Annotated in this window: 20 protein-coding genes; 12 read left to right on the top strand and 8 right to left on the bottom strand. The window is 40.6% G+C overall.

Annotated features, from left to right (window positions below; all coding sequences use genetic code 11):
• Position 1: 1 nt before the first annotated feature.
• Complete coding sequence (locus EXH44_RS01120; protein WP_162855904.1) at positions 2-1,072, bottom strand: AI-2E family transporter; 1,071 nt, start codon at positions 1,070-1,072, stop codon at positions 2-4.
• Between the two features lie 72 nt (positions 1,073-1,144).
• Positions 1,145-1,900 carry a class I SAM-dependent methyltransferase gene (locus EXH44_RS01115; RefSeq protein WP_162855903.1) on the bottom strand — a complete coding sequence of 252 codons (756 nt, stop codon included), beginning with the start codon at positions 1,898-1,900 and terminating at the stop codon, positions 1,145-1,147.
• A gap of 208 nt (positions 1,901-2,108) precedes the next feature.
• On the opposite strand from EXH44_RS01115, the gene EXH44_RS01110 reads away from it, so the two are divergent.
• Positions 2,109-2,342, top strand: a complete 234-nt coding sequence (locus EXH44_RS01110) for an alternative ribosome-rescue factor A (RefSeq protein WP_162855902.1) — start codon at positions 2,109-2,111, stop codon at positions 2,340-2,342.
• Here EXH44_RS01110 and ispF read toward each other — a convergent pair.
• From ispF to ftsB, 3 genes are read right to left on the bottom strand one after another with little or no spacing between them, the layout of a single operon-like run.
• The gene (ispF, locus tag EXH44_RS01105; RefSeq protein ID WP_135673329.1) at positions 2,325-2,801 is read right to left on the bottom strand and encodes a 2-C-methyl-D-erythritol 2,4-cyclodiphosphate synthase; all 477 of its coding nucleotides are present in this window, start codon (positions 2,799-2,801) and stop codon (positions 2,325-2,327) included. The two genes, EXH44_RS01110 and ispF, sit on opposite strands and share 18 nt — an antisense overlap.
• Positions 2,802-2,805: 4 nt before the next feature.
• Positions 2,806-3,486, bottom strand: coding sequence for a 2-C-methyl-D-erythritol 4-phosphate cytidylyltransferase (gene ispD / locus EXH44_RS01100; RefSeq protein ID WP_162855901.1), 681 nt, complete (start codon positions 3,484-3,486; stop codon positions 2,806-2,808).
• Positions 3,486-3,767 carry a cell division protein FtsB gene (gene ftsB, locus EXH44_RS01095; RefSeq protein ID WP_162855900.1) on the bottom strand — a complete coding sequence of 94 codons (282 nt, stop codon included), beginning with the start codon at positions 3,765-3,767 and terminating at the stop codon, positions 3,486-3,488. Before ftsB ends, ispD begins: the two co-directional genes overlap by 1 nt.
• A 180-nt stretch (positions 3,768-3,947) precedes the next feature.
• Between ftsB and pckA the strand changes: the two genes are divergently transcribed.
• Entirely contained in the window at positions 3,948-5,558 is a 1,611-nt protein-coding gene (gene pckA, locus EXH44_RS01090; protein ID WP_162855899.1) for a phosphoenolpyruvate carboxykinase (ATP), read from the top strand.
• 58 nt (positions 5,559-5,616) lie between these two features.
• Here pckA and EXH44_RS01085 read toward each other — a convergent pair whose 3' ends face one another.
• Both EXH44_RS01085 and yjgA read right to left on the bottom strand, forming a co-directional pair.
• Positions 5,617-5,961, bottom strand: coding sequence for a SirB2 family protein (locus EXH44_RS01085; protein WP_162855898.1), 345 nt, complete (start codon positions 5,959-5,961; stop codon positions 5,617-5,619).
• A gap of 6 nt (positions 5,962-5,967) precedes the next feature.
• On the bottom strand, positions 5,968-6,501 hold the full coding sequence (gene yjgA, locus EXH44_RS01080; RefSeq protein ID WP_162855897.1) for a ribosome biogenesis factor YjgA: 534 nt from the start codon (positions 6,499-6,501) through the stop codon (positions 5,968-5,970).
• 130 nt (positions 6,502-6,631) lie between these two features.
• Between yjgA and pmbA the strand changes: the two genes are divergently transcribed.
• The 10 genes from pmbA (at position 6,632) to lacD (ending at position 16,539) form a co-directional block, all read left to right on the top strand.
• Positions 6,632-7,981, top strand: a complete 1,350-nt coding sequence (pmbA, locus tag EXH44_RS01075) for a metalloprotease PmbA (protein ID WP_162855896.1) — start codon at positions 6,632-6,634, stop codon at positions 7,979-7,981.
• A gap of 369 nt (positions 7,982-8,350) precedes the next feature.
• The gene (agaR, locus tag EXH44_RS01070; RefSeq protein WP_162855895.1) at positions 8,351-9,112 is read left to right on the top strand and encodes a transcriptional repressor AgaR; all 762 of its coding nucleotides are present in this window, start codon (positions 8,351-8,353) and stop codon (positions 9,110-9,112) included.
• A 51-nt stretch (positions 9,113-9,163) separates the two neighbouring features.
• The gene (locus EXH44_RS01065; RefSeq protein ID WP_162855894.1) at positions 9,164-10,294 is read left to right on the top strand and encodes an SIS domain-containing protein; all 1,131 of its coding nucleotides are present in this window, start codon (positions 9,164-9,166) and stop codon (positions 10,292-10,294) included.
• A 16-nt stretch (positions 10,295-10,310) separates the two neighbouring features.
• Positions 10,311-10,784, top strand: coding sequence for a PTS sugar transporter subunit IIB (locus tag EXH44_RS01060; RefSeq protein WP_016528132.1), 474 nt, complete (start codon positions 10,311-10,313; stop codon positions 10,782-10,784).
• A 13-nt stretch (positions 10,785-10,797) separates the two neighbouring features.
• Positions 10,798-11,673, top strand: a complete 876-nt coding sequence (locus tag EXH44_RS01055; protein WP_012621601.1) for a PTS mannose/fructose/sorbose/N-acetylgalactosamine transporter subunit IIC — start codon at positions 10,798-10,800, stop codon at positions 11,671-11,673.
• A complete protein-coding gene (locus EXH44_RS01050; protein ID WP_005713835.1) occupies positions 11,660-12,496 on the top strand; it encodes a PTS system mannose/fructose/sorbose family transporter subunit IID in 837 nt (278 codons plus the stop codon). Before EXH44_RS01055 ends, EXH44_RS01050 begins: the two co-directional genes overlap by 14 nt.
• 160 nt (positions 12,497-12,656) lie before the next feature.
• On the top strand, positions 12,657-13,250 hold the full coding sequence (locus EXH44_RS01045; RefSeq protein WP_162855893.1) for an HAD family hydrolase: 594 nt from the start codon (positions 12,657-12,659) through the stop codon (positions 13,248-13,250).
• A 2-nt stretch (positions 13,251-13,252) separates the two neighbouring features.
• Positions 13,253-15,043, top strand: coding sequence for a glycoside hydrolase family 35 protein (locus EXH44_RS01040; protein ID WP_162855892.1), 1,791 nt, complete (start codon positions 13,253-13,255; stop codon positions 15,041-15,043).
• 160 nt (positions 15,044-15,203) lie between these two features.
• Positions 15,204-15,590, top strand: coding sequence for a PTS sugar transporter subunit IIA (locus EXH44_RS01035; RefSeq protein ID WP_021110571.1), 387 nt, complete (start codon positions 15,204-15,206; stop codon positions 15,588-15,590).
• A 10-nt stretch (positions 15,591-15,600) separates the two neighbouring features.
• Entirely contained in the window at positions 15,601-16,539 is a 939-nt protein-coding gene (lacD, locus tag EXH44_RS01030; protein ID WP_162855891.1) for a tagatose-bisphosphate aldolase, read from the top strand.
• Positions 16,540-16,640: 101 nt separating this feature from the next.
• On the opposite strand, the gene EXH44_RS01025 is transcribed toward lacD, so the two are convergent.
• Entirely contained in the window at positions 16,641-18,305 is a 1,665-nt protein-coding gene (locus tag EXH44_RS01025; RefSeq protein ID WP_162855890.1) for an ABC transporter substrate-binding protein, read from the bottom strand.
• Positions 18,306-18,362 lie beyond the last annotated feature (57 nt).

The raw sequence follows: 18,362 nt of genomic DNA, 5'->3' as shown, positions 1-18,362 counted from the left end.
TTTATCCTTGTTCTTCAATGTCTGTATTTGCGGGTAAAGCATTAATGACCGCTTTTACCAAGGTTGCCAAAGGAATAGCAAAAAATACCCCCCAGAACCCCCAAAGGCCACCGAAAATAATCACGGCAACGATGATCGTTAATGGGTGTAAATTTACCGCTTCTGAGAATAAAAATGGCACAACAAGGTTGCCATCTAAAAGTTGGCTAATCACAAAAGCAAGTAGCAAGTAGTAGAAATCAGGGGATAAGCCAAATTGAAAGAGTGCAACTAACGCAACAGGAATTGTCACTAATACCGCACCAATATAAGGCACTAATACCGATAAACCGACCGCTACTGAGAGTAATAATGGATAGCGTAAATCAAAGAAAAGGAAAATAATATAAGTTGCAACGCCAACAATGAGAATTTCTAAAAATTTTCCACGAATATAGTTGGCGATTTGTAATTGCATTTCCCCCCAAACACGAGTAGCCAATCGGCGATTTTTCGGCATAAAGCGAGAAACAGAGCGTAAAAATAGGGCTTTATCTTTAAGTAAGAAAAAGACCATCAACGGTACTAAAAATGCATAAATACCTAATCCGACAAGGCTAACAAGGGAATTGAATGAAAACGATAATAAGGAGTCGCCAAAGGTAAGGATCTTTGTTTTTGCCGTTGCCATTAAGGAATCAAGCATTGCATAGTCAATCAATTCTGGATAATGCTCTGGCAGTGCTTCTAGCCATGCATTGAGTAAATTAAACATGCTAGGCAGATCTTTTAGGAAGGTCATTGCTTGATTCCACAGGCTTGGAAGCATTACCACAAACAAAAAGACAGAGAGAGAAATAAATCCGCCTAAGACAATCACTAAGCTGAGTATTCTTGGTAATTTGAGTTTGGTGGTTAGAAAGCGGATAGGCCATTCTAAAAGGTAGGCAAAAACAATGGCAATCAAAAGGGGCATTAAGAGATCACTAAAAAAGTAGATCGTCCCAAAGCCGATAATTAAAATGGCAAGAAGTGCGACAATTTGTGGATCAGTAAATTTCTGTTTATACCAATCCTTGAACATTTCAAACATAATCTATCCTGTCGTGTTTTGCGTTTATTTATTGTTATGATGATAAAAGGGTACGCCCAGCGTACCCATTTTTTATTTTTGACTACAAACTGCAATAAAGCCCAGTTGATTTTCAGGGTCATTAAAGGTCTGGAACATTTTCTTGAAAGTATCACGGTTTTCTGGTTTTAACGCATTACCGACCACTTTCATTGCCCCTAATACACCTTCATCTTGGATCAATCCTTTTGGCGATAATAAGCTCATCTCACCGCTAAAGGTTTCAACATTGCGGAAGCCACAATGAAGGAATGTATCTTTCCAATCCTGCTTATTTAATGGTGCTACGGTGATATTAATCGCATCACGTAACTTAGCGATCACTTCGTCTCGATTATCTCCATCAATAAGTAAATCGTGAGTGAGTAATAAACCATTTGGCTTTAATACGCGCAGGTATTCACGAATTGCCTTTTCTTTGGCCTCTTGCGGTAGCATGGTCAGCATTGCTTCGTTGATAATAATATCGAAACTATTATCTTCAAATGGCAGTTTGGTGGCATTTGCACGCTGAACTTGCACTAATTCTTCAACTTTATGCTCTTTAATGTTTTGTTGTGCTTTTTCTAAGGCTTCTTCATCAAGATCGATACCGATCACTTGGCAACCAAATTGTTGAGCAATTTCGATTGCGGTCGTTCCCATATTACAAGCAACTTCAAGCACTTTTTTATCTTTACGAAAATCGCCATTTGCAATGAGCCAGTCCGTTGCTACTTTGCCACCTGGGCGTAAACGTGTTTTACCCAAACGAGCTAAGAAATGGTGTCCAACTTCTTCTTTTTTCATATTCACCTCTTTGGATTTTGTAAAATTCTGCTTAATTCAGACCGCTTGTATTGAAAAGAAGTTCAATTTAGGCGGAATAATGTAATAGATTATACCGTTTTTTTATCTGTGCATATATACAATTAAACAGAAATTTGGCAAAATTTCGCACATATCTTCTAACAACAACGAAGATATATCATTCTTGTTTTAACAAAAAGGAAAAATAATGAAAAAATCAACAAAATCAGAATGCTACGCCCATCAGCGTGGTGAAATTCAAGAGAGTGCAATTAAAGCCTTGGTGACGGATAAACTGTTTAGAAGTCGAATAGAGCGAAACCGCAAAGGTAAAGGAAGTTATCAGCGTAATGCGAAACATCGCAAAGGGGAAAACCCATTTAAAAGTGTTCAGCAGAATGTTTTTAAATGGGTTTTTTCTTTGCTATTTTTTGACAAGTAATGCCACTGCTTCACAAGCAATGCCTTCGCCACGTCCAGTAAAACCTAATTTTTCCGTGGTTGTGGCTTTTACATTGACGCAAGAAATATCGCAGTTGAGATCGTCGGCGATCACTTGACGCATTTGGTCAATATAAGGTCGCATTTTCGGGGCTTGAGCGATAATTGTCACATCAACATTCCCCACTACATAACCCGTTGCTTGAACTTGGCGGTAGGCTTCAATCAATAATTTACGGCTGTCGGCATTTTTGTATTGCATATCCGTGTCAGGAAAGAGCTTACCAATATCCCCAAGAGCAGCAGCGCCAAGCAGAGCATCGGTTAAAGCATGTAGAGCAACATCACCGTCACTATGGGCGATAAAGCCTGTATGATAGGGAACGGCAACGCCGCAAATCATTAATGGACGATCTTGTCCAAAAGCGTGAACATCAAAACCGTGTCCAATTCTAATCATCTTATTATCCTCTTGTTAGATAAAATTCTGCGAGAGCTAAATCTTCAGGACGAGTGACTTTAAGGTTATCGCTACGCCCATTAATTAATAACGGGTGGAAGCCTGCAAATTCCATCGCAGAAGCCTCGTCAGTGATGGTTAAGCCTTGCTCAAAAGCCGATTGTAAAGCCTCTTTGAGCGATTTCGCTGGAAAGAACTGTGGCGTTAAGGCGTGCCATAGGGTTGAACGATCTTCCGTATGAGCAATCTGCGAGCCATTAGCCCGTTTCATCGTATCAATTGCAGGGGTTGCTAAAATTGCCCCTTGATTATCTTCAATCTGTAAAAGTTTGTCTAAATCTGACCGCTTAAGGCAAGGGCGAGCCGCATCGTGCACTAATGCCCAAGCGGTTTCATCTGTGATAGCATTGAGAGCATTAAAAACCGAATTTGCGCGTGTTTCGCCCCCAAACACAATCTGGATTTTGTCGGATTTAAGCAGATCAATATCGCCATAATAGCGATCCTCTTTAGATACCGCCACAATAATTTGGCTAATCGCAGGGTGTTCCAGAAAAGGTTGTAGCGTATGTTCCAACAGCGTTTTACCCAACAAAGTCAAATACTGCTTAGGCACAGCCACATTCATTCGGCTACCTACGCCAGAAGCAGGAATGATCGCAATGATTTTTCTCTTGCTATTCATTAACGTTGCTCTCTTGGGACAATGCGATAAAACGTTTCATCCGGTTTAACCATTTCACGATCAAGCCTTGCCCGTTCTTCAAGGGCATTTACGCCATGTTTTAAATCCTCAATTTCTGCTTGTATGAGTTGATTACGAGCAACTAATTTTTCGTTTTCAGCTTTTAGTTCTGCCACATTTTGTTCAATCTGTTGGTAATCAAACCAACCATTTTGCCCAAACCAAAAAAAGTATTGAAATATGCCCAAAATGAGAGCAAGTGAGACAATTAATAATCGCATAATGATTTCCTATAAAAAGACAACACTATTTTACAACGAAATGCAGAAAAACCTATCTAGATCAAAAAAATTATTTACAGATGTTTAAAAATTTGAAGTATGTAACATTTTTTTTTGGAGAATCACTCTATAATTACCCTAGTTTTTAAATTTAATCTTTAATCATAATGAGGTGAATCTATGTTAAATCGTGTTGAACAAGAACTTGCACTTTTAGGCATTACTAACGTTAAAGAGATCGTTTATAACCCAAGTTATGAACAACTCTTTGAAGAAGAGATGAAACCTGAGTTAGAAGGTTTTGAAAAAGGACGTTTAACGACTTCAGGTGCGGTCGCTGTTGATACAGGCATTTTCACTGGTCGCTCACCAAAAGATAAATTCATCGTATTAGATGAAAACACCAAAGACACTGTTTGGTGGACAAGCGATGCAGTGAAAAACGATAACAAACCAATGAGCCAATCAACTTGGCAAAGTATCAAAGAACTTGTTACCAATCAATTATCAAATAAACGTCTATTTGTTATTGACGCATTCTGCGGTGCGAACAAAGACAGCCGTGTTGCAGTGCGTATTGTAACAGAAGTTGCGTGGCAAGCACACTTTGTAAAAAATATGTTTATCCGTCCATCAGAAGCGGAATTAGCGAACTTCACACCAGATTTCGTGGTAATGAATGGTTCAAAAGTAACTAACCCGAACTGGAAAGAGCAAGGTTTAAATTCTGAAAACTTCGTAGCATTCAACATTACTGAGAAAATCCAATTAATCGGCGGTACTTGGTACGGCGGTGAAATGAAAAAAGGTTTATTCTCATTGATGAACTACTGGTTACCATTAAAAGGCATTGCATCAATGCACTGTTCAGCAAACGTGGGTGAAGATGGCGATGTAGCGGTATTCTTCGGCTTATCAGGCACAGGTAAAACTACATTATCAACCGATCCAAAACGTAAATTAATCGGTGACGATGAACACGGTTGGGACGACGATGGCGTATTCAACTACGAAGGTGGTTGCTATGCGAAAACCATTAACCTTTCTGAAGAAAATGAACCGGACATCTATCGTGCGATTAAACGTGACGCATTGTTAGAAAACGTTGTTGTTCGTGAAGATGGTTCAATTGACTTCGCAGATGGTTCAAAAACAGAAAATACTCGTGTTTCTTACCCAATTTATCACATTGATAACATTGTTGAGCCGGTATCAAAAGCAGGTCACGCAACGAAAGTGATCTTCTTAACTGCTGATGCATTCGGTGTATTACCACCAGTATCTAAATTAACGCCAGAGCAAACCAAATACTACTTCTTATCTGGTTTCACAGCGAAATTAGCAGGTACAGAGCGTGGCGTAACTGAGCCAACTCCAACATTCTCAGCGTGTTTCGGTAAAGCATTCTTATCATTACACCCAACACAATATGCTGAAGTGTTAGTAAAACGTATGGAAGCAGCAGGTGCGCAAGCATACTTAGTGAACACAGGTTGGAATGGTACTGGTAAACGTATCTCAATCAAAGATACTCGCGGAATTATTGACGCAATTTTAGATGGTTCTATCGAAAAAGCAGAAACCAAACAGTTACCAATTTTCGATTTAGCTGTTCCAACAGCATTACCAGGCGTAGATCCAGCAATCTTAGACCCTCGTGATACCTATGCAGATAAAGCTCAATGGCAAGCGAAAGCGGAAGATCTAGCGGGTCGTTTCGTGAAAAACTTTGAGCAATATGCAACAAATGATGAAGGTAAAGCATTAGTTGCAGCAGGTCCAAAACTCTAATTTAATCAATTAGATATGAAAGGCTAGGTTGTTACCTAGCCTTTTTCTTTTATCTTTATTATTTGACTGTTGCTACCATCATAATCATCATGAAGCTGACAACGGAAAGGATAAAATGTTTGAGAGAGAACGGTTGCCCTTTTTTAAAGGCTTTAGTTGCAAAGTAGATATACATCACTAAGAAGAAGAGTTTTGCCAAAATCCAAGGCTGAAACCCCAGTGCAAAGTAAAGCCAAATCGCAATACCAGAGACTAACAGTAAAGTGTCTGTGATATGCGGTGCAATTTTTAATAATTTATAGGCACGCCAATCGACCATTTTGGCTGAAAGTATGCCACGAAGTAGCAATAGCATTAAGCTGATATATGCTAGACCAATATGCACATAAAAAATATTTTCCATTTGCAATTATTCCTGTTCAACAATGACTGATTTTAAATATTGAAAAATTTCGCGATAGTTTTTAGGTGGTTTATTCGCTTGTTTTTCCTTTTGAGTTGCACGTACTAAATTACGCAAATGCTGACGATCGAGATTTGGATATTCATCGACCAAGGCATTGACGGCATTGTCCCCATTTTCAACAAGATCATCACGAATCAATTCGAGTTTATGCAGTAACGCTTGTTGTTGATTATGGCGATTTTCCACTTTATCCAATGCTTCTTGAATTGGCTCATGATCAACATTTCTTAATAATTTACCAATATATTGAATTTGGCGACGGCGTGCTTCTAAACGTAAACGTTGGGCTAATTCGATTGCATCACGTAGCGTATCGTCAATAGGCATTTTCGCTAAATTTGCTGAATTCAGTTCAATGAGACTTGCTCCCAGTTTTTTTAAATGTTCTGCATCTCGTTTAATTTCACTTTTACTAACCCAGATAATTTCTTCTTCATTATCTGTCCAATCAATTTCATCGCGCTGTTTTCTAGCCATGATAATTCCTTCACTTTCATAAAAATTTGCATAGTCTAGCAGAAATTTCAGGTAGAATGACGGGATTCGTTAAAAACAAGCCAATTTTGCAAAAAAATAGCGGAATCTGACCGCTTGCATAGGAAAAATTATGTCATTGACTACAAAAGAAGAACTCCAATATCAAGAAAAAACCTTAAGAGATGCCGTGGCAATGGCATTAGAATTCGCTCAAAAAGCAGGTGCGACGGCAGAAGTGGGTGTGACAAAAGTCGCAGGGCTTTCTGTTTCAACACGTTTAGAACAGACAGAAAATATTGAATTTAACAATGATGGTTCATTGGGTATTTCGGTTTATGTGGGCAAACGTAAAGGCAATGCTTCGACATCAGATTTGCAACCAAAATCCATTCAACAAGCGGTCGAATCAGCCTTAGCGATTGCAAAATATACATCAGAAGATGAGTGTGCAGGGTTAGCAGATAAAGAGCTGATGGCATTCGATGCACCTGATTTAGATTTATATCACCAAGCCGAGATTAATGTCGATCAAGCGGTAGAGCTTGCGATTGAAGCTGAACATTATGCACTACATAGTGATGAACGCATTGTAAATAGTGATGGTGCAACCTTTAATTCTCATAGTGGTATTCGTGTTTATGGGAACACACATGGGTTGTTGCAAAGCTATTTATCAAGCCGTTATTCCCTTTCTTGTAGTGTGATTTCTGCCTATGAAGATCAGCTAGAACGAGACTATGAATACACCATTTCTCGCCAATTTGAACAGTTAGCTTCGCCTGAATGGGTTGGTTGTCAAGCGGCGATAAAAGCGGTTGATCGTTTAAATCCACAAAAATTATCCACCTGTGAAGTGCCTGTTATTTTTTACAATGACATTGCAACAGGGCTCATTGGGCATCTTGCGGGGGCGATTAGTGGCGGTGCTTTATATCGTAAAGCGAGTTTTTTACAAGATAAATTAGGTGAGCAAATTTTACCTGAATGGTTTGAATTAGAAGAAAAACCACATCTTCTACGCCAGCTTGCTTCATCACCGTTTGATAGTGAAGGCGTTTATACCCGAGATCAGCAAATTATTAAAAATGGCGTGTTACAAACTTATTTACTAACGACATACAGTGCTAAAAAGTTGGGAATGAAAAGCACAGGGCACGCAGGAGGAATCCATAACTGGCTGGTTAAGCCTAATCGAGTGGGTGGATTAGATAGCTTGTTAAAAGAGATGGGAACTGGGCTATTGGTGACGGAGATGCTTGGCAGTGCTATCAATGGGGTGACAGGGGAATATTCCCGTGGCGCAGCAGGTTTTTGGGTTGAGAATGGTGAAATTCAATATCCGGTTGCAGAAATTACGATTGCAGGGAAACTACAAGATATGTTCAAAAACATGGTTGCCGTGGCGGATGACATCGAGCATCGTTCAAATATTCAAACTGGTTCGATTTTATTAGAAAGTTTGAAAATTTCAGGAGAGTAAATTTATTTTTTTAAGTGGAATTGTAAATTTTGCGTTTAAATTAAGCATATCATTATCTTAACAACAGATGTTGATCTTTTTATAATCGTTCAAAATGGTTTGTTATTGACTTTAAAATACATTTGTTTACAATGTTGTTGTTTTGTTAGGACACCTGTCACCGCAGAACAACAGTCGTTAACTAAGAAAATTTTATTCATTTTTCCTTACGCCAAACACTCCCTGTTTGGCTTTTTTTATTTTTATGTAAATTAATGTGATCTAGCCCTCATTTTCGAATGTTTACGATTGCTTTTGTTTTTGGCTTAAATAAACTTAACTTCGAAAGCAATCGTAGTTTGTAGTGGTTGTTTTGATGTAGGAGAGAAAATGAAAAGTGGCGTAGAAAGACGTTCTGATATTTTAGCGTTATTACAGAAAACAGGCAGTCATCGAGTTGAAGCATTATCTCAGCATTTTGGAGTGTCAGCGGTTACTATCCGTTCAGATCTAAATATGTTAGAGCAACAAGGCTACATTACGAGATCACACGGCTTTGCTGTATTAAATTCTAGATTAATTGCAGAACTTTCTGTTGCCGATAAACGTAATAATTATCCCGAACTCAAACAACGGATTGGAAAACTTGCAGCGTCTTTATTAAAAGAAGGCGAACGAGTAATTTTAGACTCAGGAACAACAACGAAAGCAATCGTAAATCATATCAATGATCTTAACTTGACAGTATTGACAAACGGACTTGATGTCGCAATGGCATTGGTTTCTTGTCCAAACGTTGAAGTAAGAATGACTGGTGGGGTTTTACGGAAAAATGCGATGTCGTTTTCGGGAGTAATGGCAGATAACAATTTGCAACACTATCGCTTTGATAAAGTCTTCTTAGGTGTTGATGGCTTTGATTTGCAAAAAGGAGTAACAACCTTTAATGAGCAAGAAGCTCAATTAAACCGTTTAATGTGTGATGCCGCAGATCAAGTGATTGTAGTCGCTGACTCAAGTAAATTTGGGCAGTATAGTAATTTCGTTATTTGCCAAGCAAATCAAATAGATGTATTAGTTACAGATAATAACATCCCACTAAGCTATCAAGAATATCTTGAAAATATGGGTGTTCAAGTATTAATTGCGTAATTTCATTCTCTTTCCTTATAAATAAATCCATTTATTTGTGAGGGAAATGCAATGATTCTCCATATTGCTAACCAAACATTAGAAAAACAGAACGCTTTTTGGACAGCAAAAGAAATCGCTCAACAGCCAGCAACTTGGCGTGAAACCTTTTCTATTGTAACGTCTTCGGATGTCGTTTCATTTACTCAACCACTTGTAGAACGAGCAAAAAAGGGTGAGCTTCGGATTATTTTCACAGGTGCAGGCACATCGGCTTTTATTGGTGATGTTGTTGCCCCCATTCTCAGTGAAAAATTAGGTTGTGTCGTCGAAGCTATTGCAAGCACAGATTTAGTTTCAAGTCCTTATCAATATCTTTTTGCAGATAAACCAACTTTACTTGTTTCATTTGGTCGTTCTGGTAATAGCCCTGAAAGTATCGGTGCAGTGGAGCGTGTCAATGACATTGTCAAAGAAGCCTATCATCTTGCGATTACGAATAATGTCAATGGTGCATTATTTGCAAAATGTACACAAAATCCGACCGCTTACGCCTTAGCATTACCTGATTCAACCCACGATAAAGGCTTTGCGATGACATCCAGTGCAAGCAATATGATGCTTGCAGCCTTGTTATCTCTTGCTCCAGATGCCTTTAGTGAAGAATGGGTAGAAAGTTTTGTTACGGTAACAGAACAACTTTTAGAACAGGATCTACTCGAAATCCAACGTTTAGCCCATCTTCCATTAAAACGGATCGTCTATCTAGGCAGTGGACATTTCCAAGGGCTTGCCCGTGAAACCTCTTTAAAACTGCTTGAGCTGACCGCAGGTGAACGCCTTGGCTTCTTTGAGTCGTCAATGGGCTTCCGTCACGGACCAAAATCCCTTGTTCAAGATGAAACCCTAATTTTTATCTTCTTATCTCAGCAACCTTATACCGCACAATATGACCGTGACCTGTATCAAGAGTTAGTCAGAGATAAAAAAGCCAGAGAAGTGGTGTTATTAGGCGATACAAGCGGCTCGATCCACGCTGAAATTCACAAATTAGATGACGCAGCACGGATTTTCCCATTCTTAGTAATCGGGCAACTCTATTCATTTTATAGCTCGCTCTATCTTGGCTACACCACGGATAACCCTTGTCCGACAGGCGAAGTTAATCGTGTGGTGCAAGGTGTAACGATTTATCCATATTGATATACAGGAGGAAAAGATGGCAATTTTAAATGTACGCATTGATGGACGTTTAATCCACGGTCAAGTGGCAAACTTATGGACGTCTTATCTCAATATCACTCGCATTATGGTCGTCGATGAAGTCGCGGCAAATAATGACATTGATAAAGCAGGCTTACGCTTGGCTTGCCCAGCAGGGGTGAATTTAAGCGTGTTGCCTGTGGAAAAAGCAGCTGCCAACATTAACGAAGGGCGTTATGACTCTCAACGTGTTTTGTTGGTGACAAGAACCCCACAAACGATCTTACAGCTTGTGGAGGCAGGCGTAAATCTGCCGGAAGTAAATGCAGGGAATATGCCTAAAACGGATCTAACACGTCCTATCAGAAAAACAGTACACGTGACTGAAGACGATGTGGAAGTGTTTAGAAAACTTTCTGAAAAAGGCGTGAAGCTCACCGCTCAGTTAGTGCCTAATGAAGAAAAAGTCGATTTAATGAAACTTTTATAGAGGAGTAACGATTATGATCGAATGGTGGCAAATACTTTTGATAACGCTCTATGCGTTCTATCAAATCCTAGATGAAATCACGATTGTATCTAGTGCTGGTTCACCTGTGTTTGCAGGCTTTATCACAGGTTTAATTATGGGCGATTTAACAACAGGATTGTTAATCGGCGGTTCAATGCAATTAACTATTTTAGGTGTAGGTACTTTCGGTGGTGCATCTCGTATTGATGCAAACTCGGGTACTGTTATCGCAACAGCATTCTCTGTTGCAGCTGGAATGGATCCACAATTAGCTTTAACGACCTTAGCTGTTCCAATCGCAGCGTTAATGGTTTATACCGATATTTTAGCGAGAATGTCTAACGTATTCTTCGCTCACCGTATCGACAAAAATATCCAAGACCACGCTTATAGTGCAATCACAGTAAACTATCTCTGCGGTGCAATCGCTTGGGGTCTATCTCGTGCATTACCAATCTTCTTAGCGTTAGTGTTTGGTGGTCCATTTGTGGCAAGCCTGGCAGAAGCAATGCAAACAGGCTTCTTAAAAGTTATCGCAGATGGCTTAACCCTTGCAGGTGGCGTATTACCGGCGTTAGGTTTCGCAATCTTACTTCGTTACTTACCGACAAAACGTCACATTGCATACTTAATCCTTGCATTCTCACTCACAGCAATCTTCATTACTCTCTTCGGTAACATCAATGCTGTCGGTGCATCAACAGGTGTAAGCAACTCAATCAGCAGCGTACCAATGCTTGCAATGGCAGCAATCGGATTTGCATTCGCCTACATTGTTTACCAACGTAGCGTAGAAGGTGGCTCAGCCCCAGTTGCAAAACAAAATACCACTTCTGACAAAGGAGAAATTGAAGATGACGAACTCTAATCAACAAGTCGGAAATCCAAAAGGCTACAAATTAACAGATGCGGACTTCCGCCAAATCAATATCCGTAACTTATTCTTCAACCAAGTTGGTTGGAACTACGAACGTATGCAAGGCTCTGGCTATTTATGGATTATGTTGCCACAGCTACGCAAAATGTATGGCGACAACACACCTGAATTACAAAAAATGATGGTGATGCACAACCAATTCTTCAACACCAGCCCATTCTTTAACACCATTGTTAAAGGTATCGACTTGGCACTTGAAGAAAAACAAGGGGTGAAATCACTTGAAGCCGTTGCAGGTATCAAATCAGGTTTAATGGGACCATTTGCCGCTATCGGTGATGCCCTATTCGGCTCACTCGTCCCAGCAATTATGGGGGCGATTGCTGCAACAATGGCAGTAAACGGCAACCCGCTTGGTGTCGGCTTATGGGTTGCGGTAGCGATTGCCACAATGGTATTCCGTTGGGTACAACTCAAAATCGCTTATCGTGAAGGGGTAAATTTAGTGACCAACCTAAGTCACCGCTTGAACGCATTAACCAACGCTGCAACAGTGCTTGGGGTATTCGTTGTGGGGGTAATGTGTGCCACGATGGTGAATGTCAAAGTACCGTTTGTCGCCACTATCGGTGAGAAAGTCGTTTCCGCCCAAGCGAACTTAGACCTTATCTTACCAAGATTAGTCCCTGCGTTAGTCGTGTTCTTCATCTACTGGTTACTCGGCAGACCGAAAATGAACTCTAACAAAGCGATTATGATCATCATCGCCCTCTGTATCTTGCTCTCTTGGGCTGGATTGTTGGCTAAGGGCTAATAAAAATTCGTAGGGGTGGGGTTTATCCCCACCCGTTACCACCCATTTGGACGGGCGGGGATAAACCCCGCCCCTACAAGAACTGTAGGGACGCCACGCTTGGCGTCCTAAAACAAGCGGTCAAATCCATTCAATATTTTACATCTAGAGGTAAAACCTAATGAAAGCAATTTATATCTTTGATTTTGATGGCACACTTGCAGATACACTTCCATTAGCTTTTATGTGCTTTAGAGAAACATTTCTAAAATTTAATGGTGAATTACTGAGCAATTTAGAGATTGAACAACATTTTGGCGGATCGGAACAGGCTATTATCGAAAAAGTCGTAAAAGGTAGCCCTGAGCAAAAACAACAAGCGGTAGAGTTTTTCTATCAACTTTATCAAGCCAACCATTCACTTTATGCGGATTGCCCTGAAAAAATTCGCACAATGCTTAGTAAGCTTAAACAAAAAGGGAAAAAAATTGCGGTATTTACGGGAAAAGGCAGACGTAGCCTTGACTACTCTCTAACGGCTTTAGGCTTAACCGATTATTTTGATTTAACTGTCAGCGATGATGATATTGAACATTCAAAACCAGCCCCAGATGGATTGTTAAAAATACTTGATCATTTTGAATTAACTTCCGAACAAGCTATTTATTTTGGTGACAGCCAAGCAGATGTAATTTCAGGGCAACAAGCTAATGTAGAAACAATTAAAATTGAATGGATTAGTAATCCAACTTCGCAAGTAATTATTAAGGAGTAACTATGCCTTTCCAAATCGGCGAAAAGGATTTCCTACTCAACGGAAAACCGTTCAAAATCCTGTCAGGTGCAGTACATTATTTCCGTATCGTACCGGAATACTGGTATAAAACACTCTATAACCTAAAAGCAATGGGGTGTAACACGGTAGAAACTTATGTGCCGTGGAACTTACATCAACCACAGCCTGATCAATTTAACTTCAGCAAGCGGGCGGATTTAGTCAAATTTTTGCAAACAGCAAAAGATCTAGGGCTGTACGTTATTCTTCGCCCAACACCCTATATTTGTGCGGAATGGGAGTTTGGCGGATTGCCTGCGTGGTTGCTCAATATCCCGAATATCCGCTTACGCCAAAACGATCCGTTGTTTATCGCTGAAATCGACCGCTATTTCCAAGAACTGCTTCCACGCATTGCTCCCTATCAAATCACCCAAGGCGGTAATATCTTAATGATGCAGATTGAAAACGAATACGGCTCGTTCGGCAACGACAAAAACTACTTGCGAGCCATTCGGGCGTTGATGTTAATTCACGGGGTGAACGTACCGCTTTTCACGTCAGACGGTGCGTGGCAGAACGCCTTAGAAGCTGGAGCGTTGATCGAAGATGATATTTTGCCGACGGGCAACTTCGGCTCTCGTGCTAATGAAAATTTAGATGAGTTACAACGTTATATCGACAAGCACGGCAAATCTTACCCGTTGATGTGTATGGAATTTTGGGACGGCTGGTTTAACCGTTGGAAAGAGCCTCTGATCCGCCGTGATGCTCAAGATTTGGCGGACTGCACCAAAGAGCTACTTGAACGGGCGAGTATCAATTTCTATATGTTCCAAGGCGGAACGAATTTTGGCTTTTGGAACGGCTGTTCCGCACGGTTAGATACCGATTTACCGCAGGTGACCAGCTATGATTATGATGCCCCTGTTCACGAGTGGGGCGAGCCGTCAGAGAAATTCTACCTGCTACAAAAAGTGTTAGGGCAGTACCCTGATGCCAGCCCGATTGTCGATCCGATTTTGCCAAACATCACTGCTTACCCACCGCTTGCAGTACAAAATGAAGTGTCGCTGTTTGGTACTTTAGACACAATCAGTGAATGTTACGAAAGTCCATTCACTCAAACAATGGAACAGCTAGGGCATTACTACGGCTACCTGCTTTATCGAGCCAAACCGACGGCATACAGCGGTGAGATCAAGCTGAGAATTTACCAAGGCAGAGATCGTATTCAAATTTTCAACGATAAACAAAAAGTCGCCACCCAGTACCAACACGAGATCGGCAATGAAGTGATGTTACAGACACCCAATGGTGAGTTTCAACTTGATCTGTTAGTGGAAAATATGGGACGGGTTAATTACGGCGGTAAGTTGCTTGCACCGACACAACATAAAGGGATCGGTGCAGGGGCGGTGCTTGATCTGCATTTCCACACAGGCTGGCAACAGTATGCGATTGATTTTGACCGCTTGGAAGAGATTGATTTTGATGGCGAAAAAGATAGTCAAGCTCCGTCGTTCTATCAATTTAAGTTACACCTAGACCAAGAACCGCAAGATACCTTTATTGATACCCGTGCATTCGGCAAGGGGGTGATTGTGGTAAATGGTGAGAACTTAGGGCGTTACTGGAATGAAGGCCCGACTTGTTATCTCTATCTACCAGCCCCGTTACTGCATAAAGGTGAAAATGAGATTATCGTCTTTGAAACGGAAGGAGTGAAGATCGATACCTTAACATTTAGCGATAAGCCGATTTATAAAGAGTTGAATACGAAGAATTTATAAGGACAACCAAAAAAATATCGTCAAACTTCCCCCTTTGAAAAAGGGGGATTGAGGGGGATTTAAAGATCTAAACAGTTAATCGCACTATCTTAAAATCCCCCCTAGCCCCCCTTTTTCAAAGGGGGGAATAAAAAATTCAAAACTACCAAAAGGAGCAACTATGAGCTTAATTTTAATCAGTCACGGAGAGTTTGCGGAAGGCTTACTGGATACTGCCGAAATGATTTTAGGCAAAATCGACAATGCTCAAACCGTCTGCTTATATCCACACGAAGGCAGTGAAGATTTCCAAGTGAAATTTGAGCAAGCACTGGCGAATGCAAGCGGTGAGATTGTGGTTTTTTGCGACATTATGGGCGGTACGCCGTGTAATGTGGCAATGCGTTACTTGCCAAAATTATCAGGACTATATAGCGGAATGAATTTACCGATGGTGATTAGCTATGTGAGTGAAGAAGGCACGGACGGCTTGCTGGAAAATGCCAAAGAGCAAATTCACGATGTGGCTCAACAACTTAAAAACTTAGCGTTAGGCGATGATGAATAGGAGTAGCAGTATGTCTAAACAAGATTTAATGAAAAAACTTTGTACCAAAGAGGGCATTATTGCTGCTCTTGCGATTGACCAACGTGGTGCATTACGTCGAATGATGGGCGATGATATTACCGCACAACAGGTCAGCGAATTTAAAACGTTGATTTCTCAAGAATTAACCCCTTATGCGTCGTCGATCTTGCTTGATCCTGAATTTGGCTGGGCGGCTTCAGAGAAACGTGATGCAAATTGCGGATTAATTATGGCATACGAAAAAACAGGCTACGATAAAACCGCTGTGGGTCGTTTCCCTGATTTGATTGATGATGTGTCTGTCTATCGCTTAAAAGAAAAAGGGGCGGAAGCGGTTAAATTGTTGATCTATTTTGACATTGATGAACCGCACGAAATTAACGATCGCAAAGCTGCCTTTGTTGAACGTGTTGCTTCTGAGTGTAATGCAGAACAAATTCCGCTGTTCTTAGAAATTTTGACCTACGACGGTTCAAACGAAGATAAAGTCTATAACGCCAAAGTGAAACCACGCAAAGTGATCGAAGCGATGAAGTTCTTTGCGGATAAACGTTTTGGGGTAGATGTCTTGAAAGTAGAAGTACCTGTGGTAATGAGTTATGTGGAAGGCTTTACTGACGGTGAAGTGCTTTACAGCCAAGCGGAAGCCGCAGCATTCTTTAAAGAGCAAAGCGAAGCAACGGATCTACCGTTTATTTTCCTAAGTGCAGGGGTGTCAGCCAAACTGTTCCAACAAACCCTTGAATTTGCTCACCAAGCAGGTAGCCAGTTTAACGGCGTACTGTGCGGACGTGCAACTTGGGCTGGCGGTGCGGAAGCCTATAAAGCCGAAGGTGTTGAAGCTGCTCGCCAGTGGCTTAAAACACAGGGTAAACAGAATATCAGTGAGTTGCTTGAAGTGTTAAAGCATACGGCAACACCGATTTAGTCGTTTATAGGTATAGTAGACAAGTGGTCGGATCTTGTAAATTTTTTACAAAATCCGACCGCTTGTTGATCTGTCTTAATTGTGTTTATCAGTGTCCAGCGCTATTTTTCGACATAAAAATCTTTAATGTAGTAAGTCCCTTGCGGGCTTTTACCTTCATAGCCTTTTACTTTCGGATTTTTAATAAATAATCCCGCATAGTGATAAATTGCGACAAACGGATGATGACTATTTAATTCCGCTTCTGCTTTGGCATAGATTTCCGCACGTTCAGCTTCATCTTTCGCATAGTAAGACTCATTGATTAACTGATCAAATTTCTCACTTTTGAAACCAATTTTATTTTGGTCACTGTTTGAGAGATAGTAGGTTAAGAACGTACTCGCATCATTATAGTCTGCCATCCATGCACTGAAAGCTAAGGTGTAATTTTTCTGAGCTTTGGTATCTAAGAACGTTTTCCATTCCATATTTTTCAGCGTGATGTCTGTCATTCCATCTAAGTTTTTCTTCCACATAGAGGTGGCAGCTACCGCAATATTTTTTAAGCCTTCGTTTGTGTTATAAAGCAACTCAGTTTTGAGCGGATTAGCTTTGCTATAACCTGCTTCAGCGAGTAATTTTTTTGCTTCTTCATTACGTTGGGCTTGCGTCCAGCTTGCATATTCAGGCTGTTTGATTTTTTCACCTGCGCCAATGTAATGTGGTGTAAAGGTAAAAGTTGGCGTTTGACCGAAACCAAGCACTTTATCCGTAATCACTTCACGTTCAATCGCAAGATCTAAGGCTTTACGCACACGAATGTCATCAAACGGTGCTTTAGCTAAGTTCATCTCATAAGTGAATGTACCGAGTTTGCGTGATTTATGAATTTGCGGATCATATTCTTTACGGAATTTCGCATCTTTATAGAGTGTTGACGGAATATTCGCAATATCTAAATCACCTGAACGGAAACGTGCAATACCTGAACTCTCATTTAATACATAGAAGGTGACTTTATTAACCACGGTTTCTTTATCGTTCCAGTAAGTCGGGCTACGTTCAAAGGCAATTTTTTCATTAAGAACCCGTTCAGCAATTTTATATGCGCCGTTACCAACGAAATTTTCAGGGCGAATCCAGTTATCGCCATGTTTTTCAACGGTTGCACGATGAACAGGGTAGAGTGATGCATGTTGAGTTAAATCTGCTGCATAAGGCACTGGAGCGGTTAAGGTGAGCAATAAAGTATGCTCATCAACCGCTTTTACCCCTAAGGTGTCTGGTGATTTTTTGCCCGCCACAATATCCGCTACATTTTCCATTTTCATAAATTCTAAGTAGGTCGCATAAGGCGAAGCGGTTTTCGGATCGACTAAACGTTGCCAAGCATAGACAAAGTCATGGGCGGTAACAGGATCGCCATTTGACCACTTAGCATCTTTACGTAAATAGAAGGTCAATGATTTATTTTCAGGACCATATTCCCAACGTTCTGCGACACCGGGTACAAGATGATCTTGTTCATCTGTATTGACCAATCCTTCAAGAAGCTGGCGGGCTAATAAACTTTCCCCTGTGCCTTCCATTTTTTGTGGATCAAGCGTAGCCGCTTCAGCAGTGGTTTGAATACGTACTTCTTGTTTATCAGCAAGGACAACGCCTTCAGGTACTTTAGCCGCAAGTGCATTGCCATTGATAGCAACGAAAATGGCGCAACTTAGCGCAGAAAGATTGACAAGGCTTTTACTTTTAGTCCAAATAGTGTGTTCTGTGTTCTGCATAAATTATTCCTTTTTGCAAGTAAAATATTCAGAAAATGTCGAAATGACAACCATATA

Origin of the sequence: Actinobacillus indolicus, from assembly GCF_004519515.1 — a bacterium.
Lineage (GTDB): Bacteria > Pseudomonadota > Gammaproteobacteria > Enterobacterales > Pasteurellaceae > Glaesserella > Glaesserella indolica_A.
The sequence above is the reverse complement of the archived record's forward strand: the minus strand, read 5'-3'. Positions and strand labels throughout refer to the sequence as shown.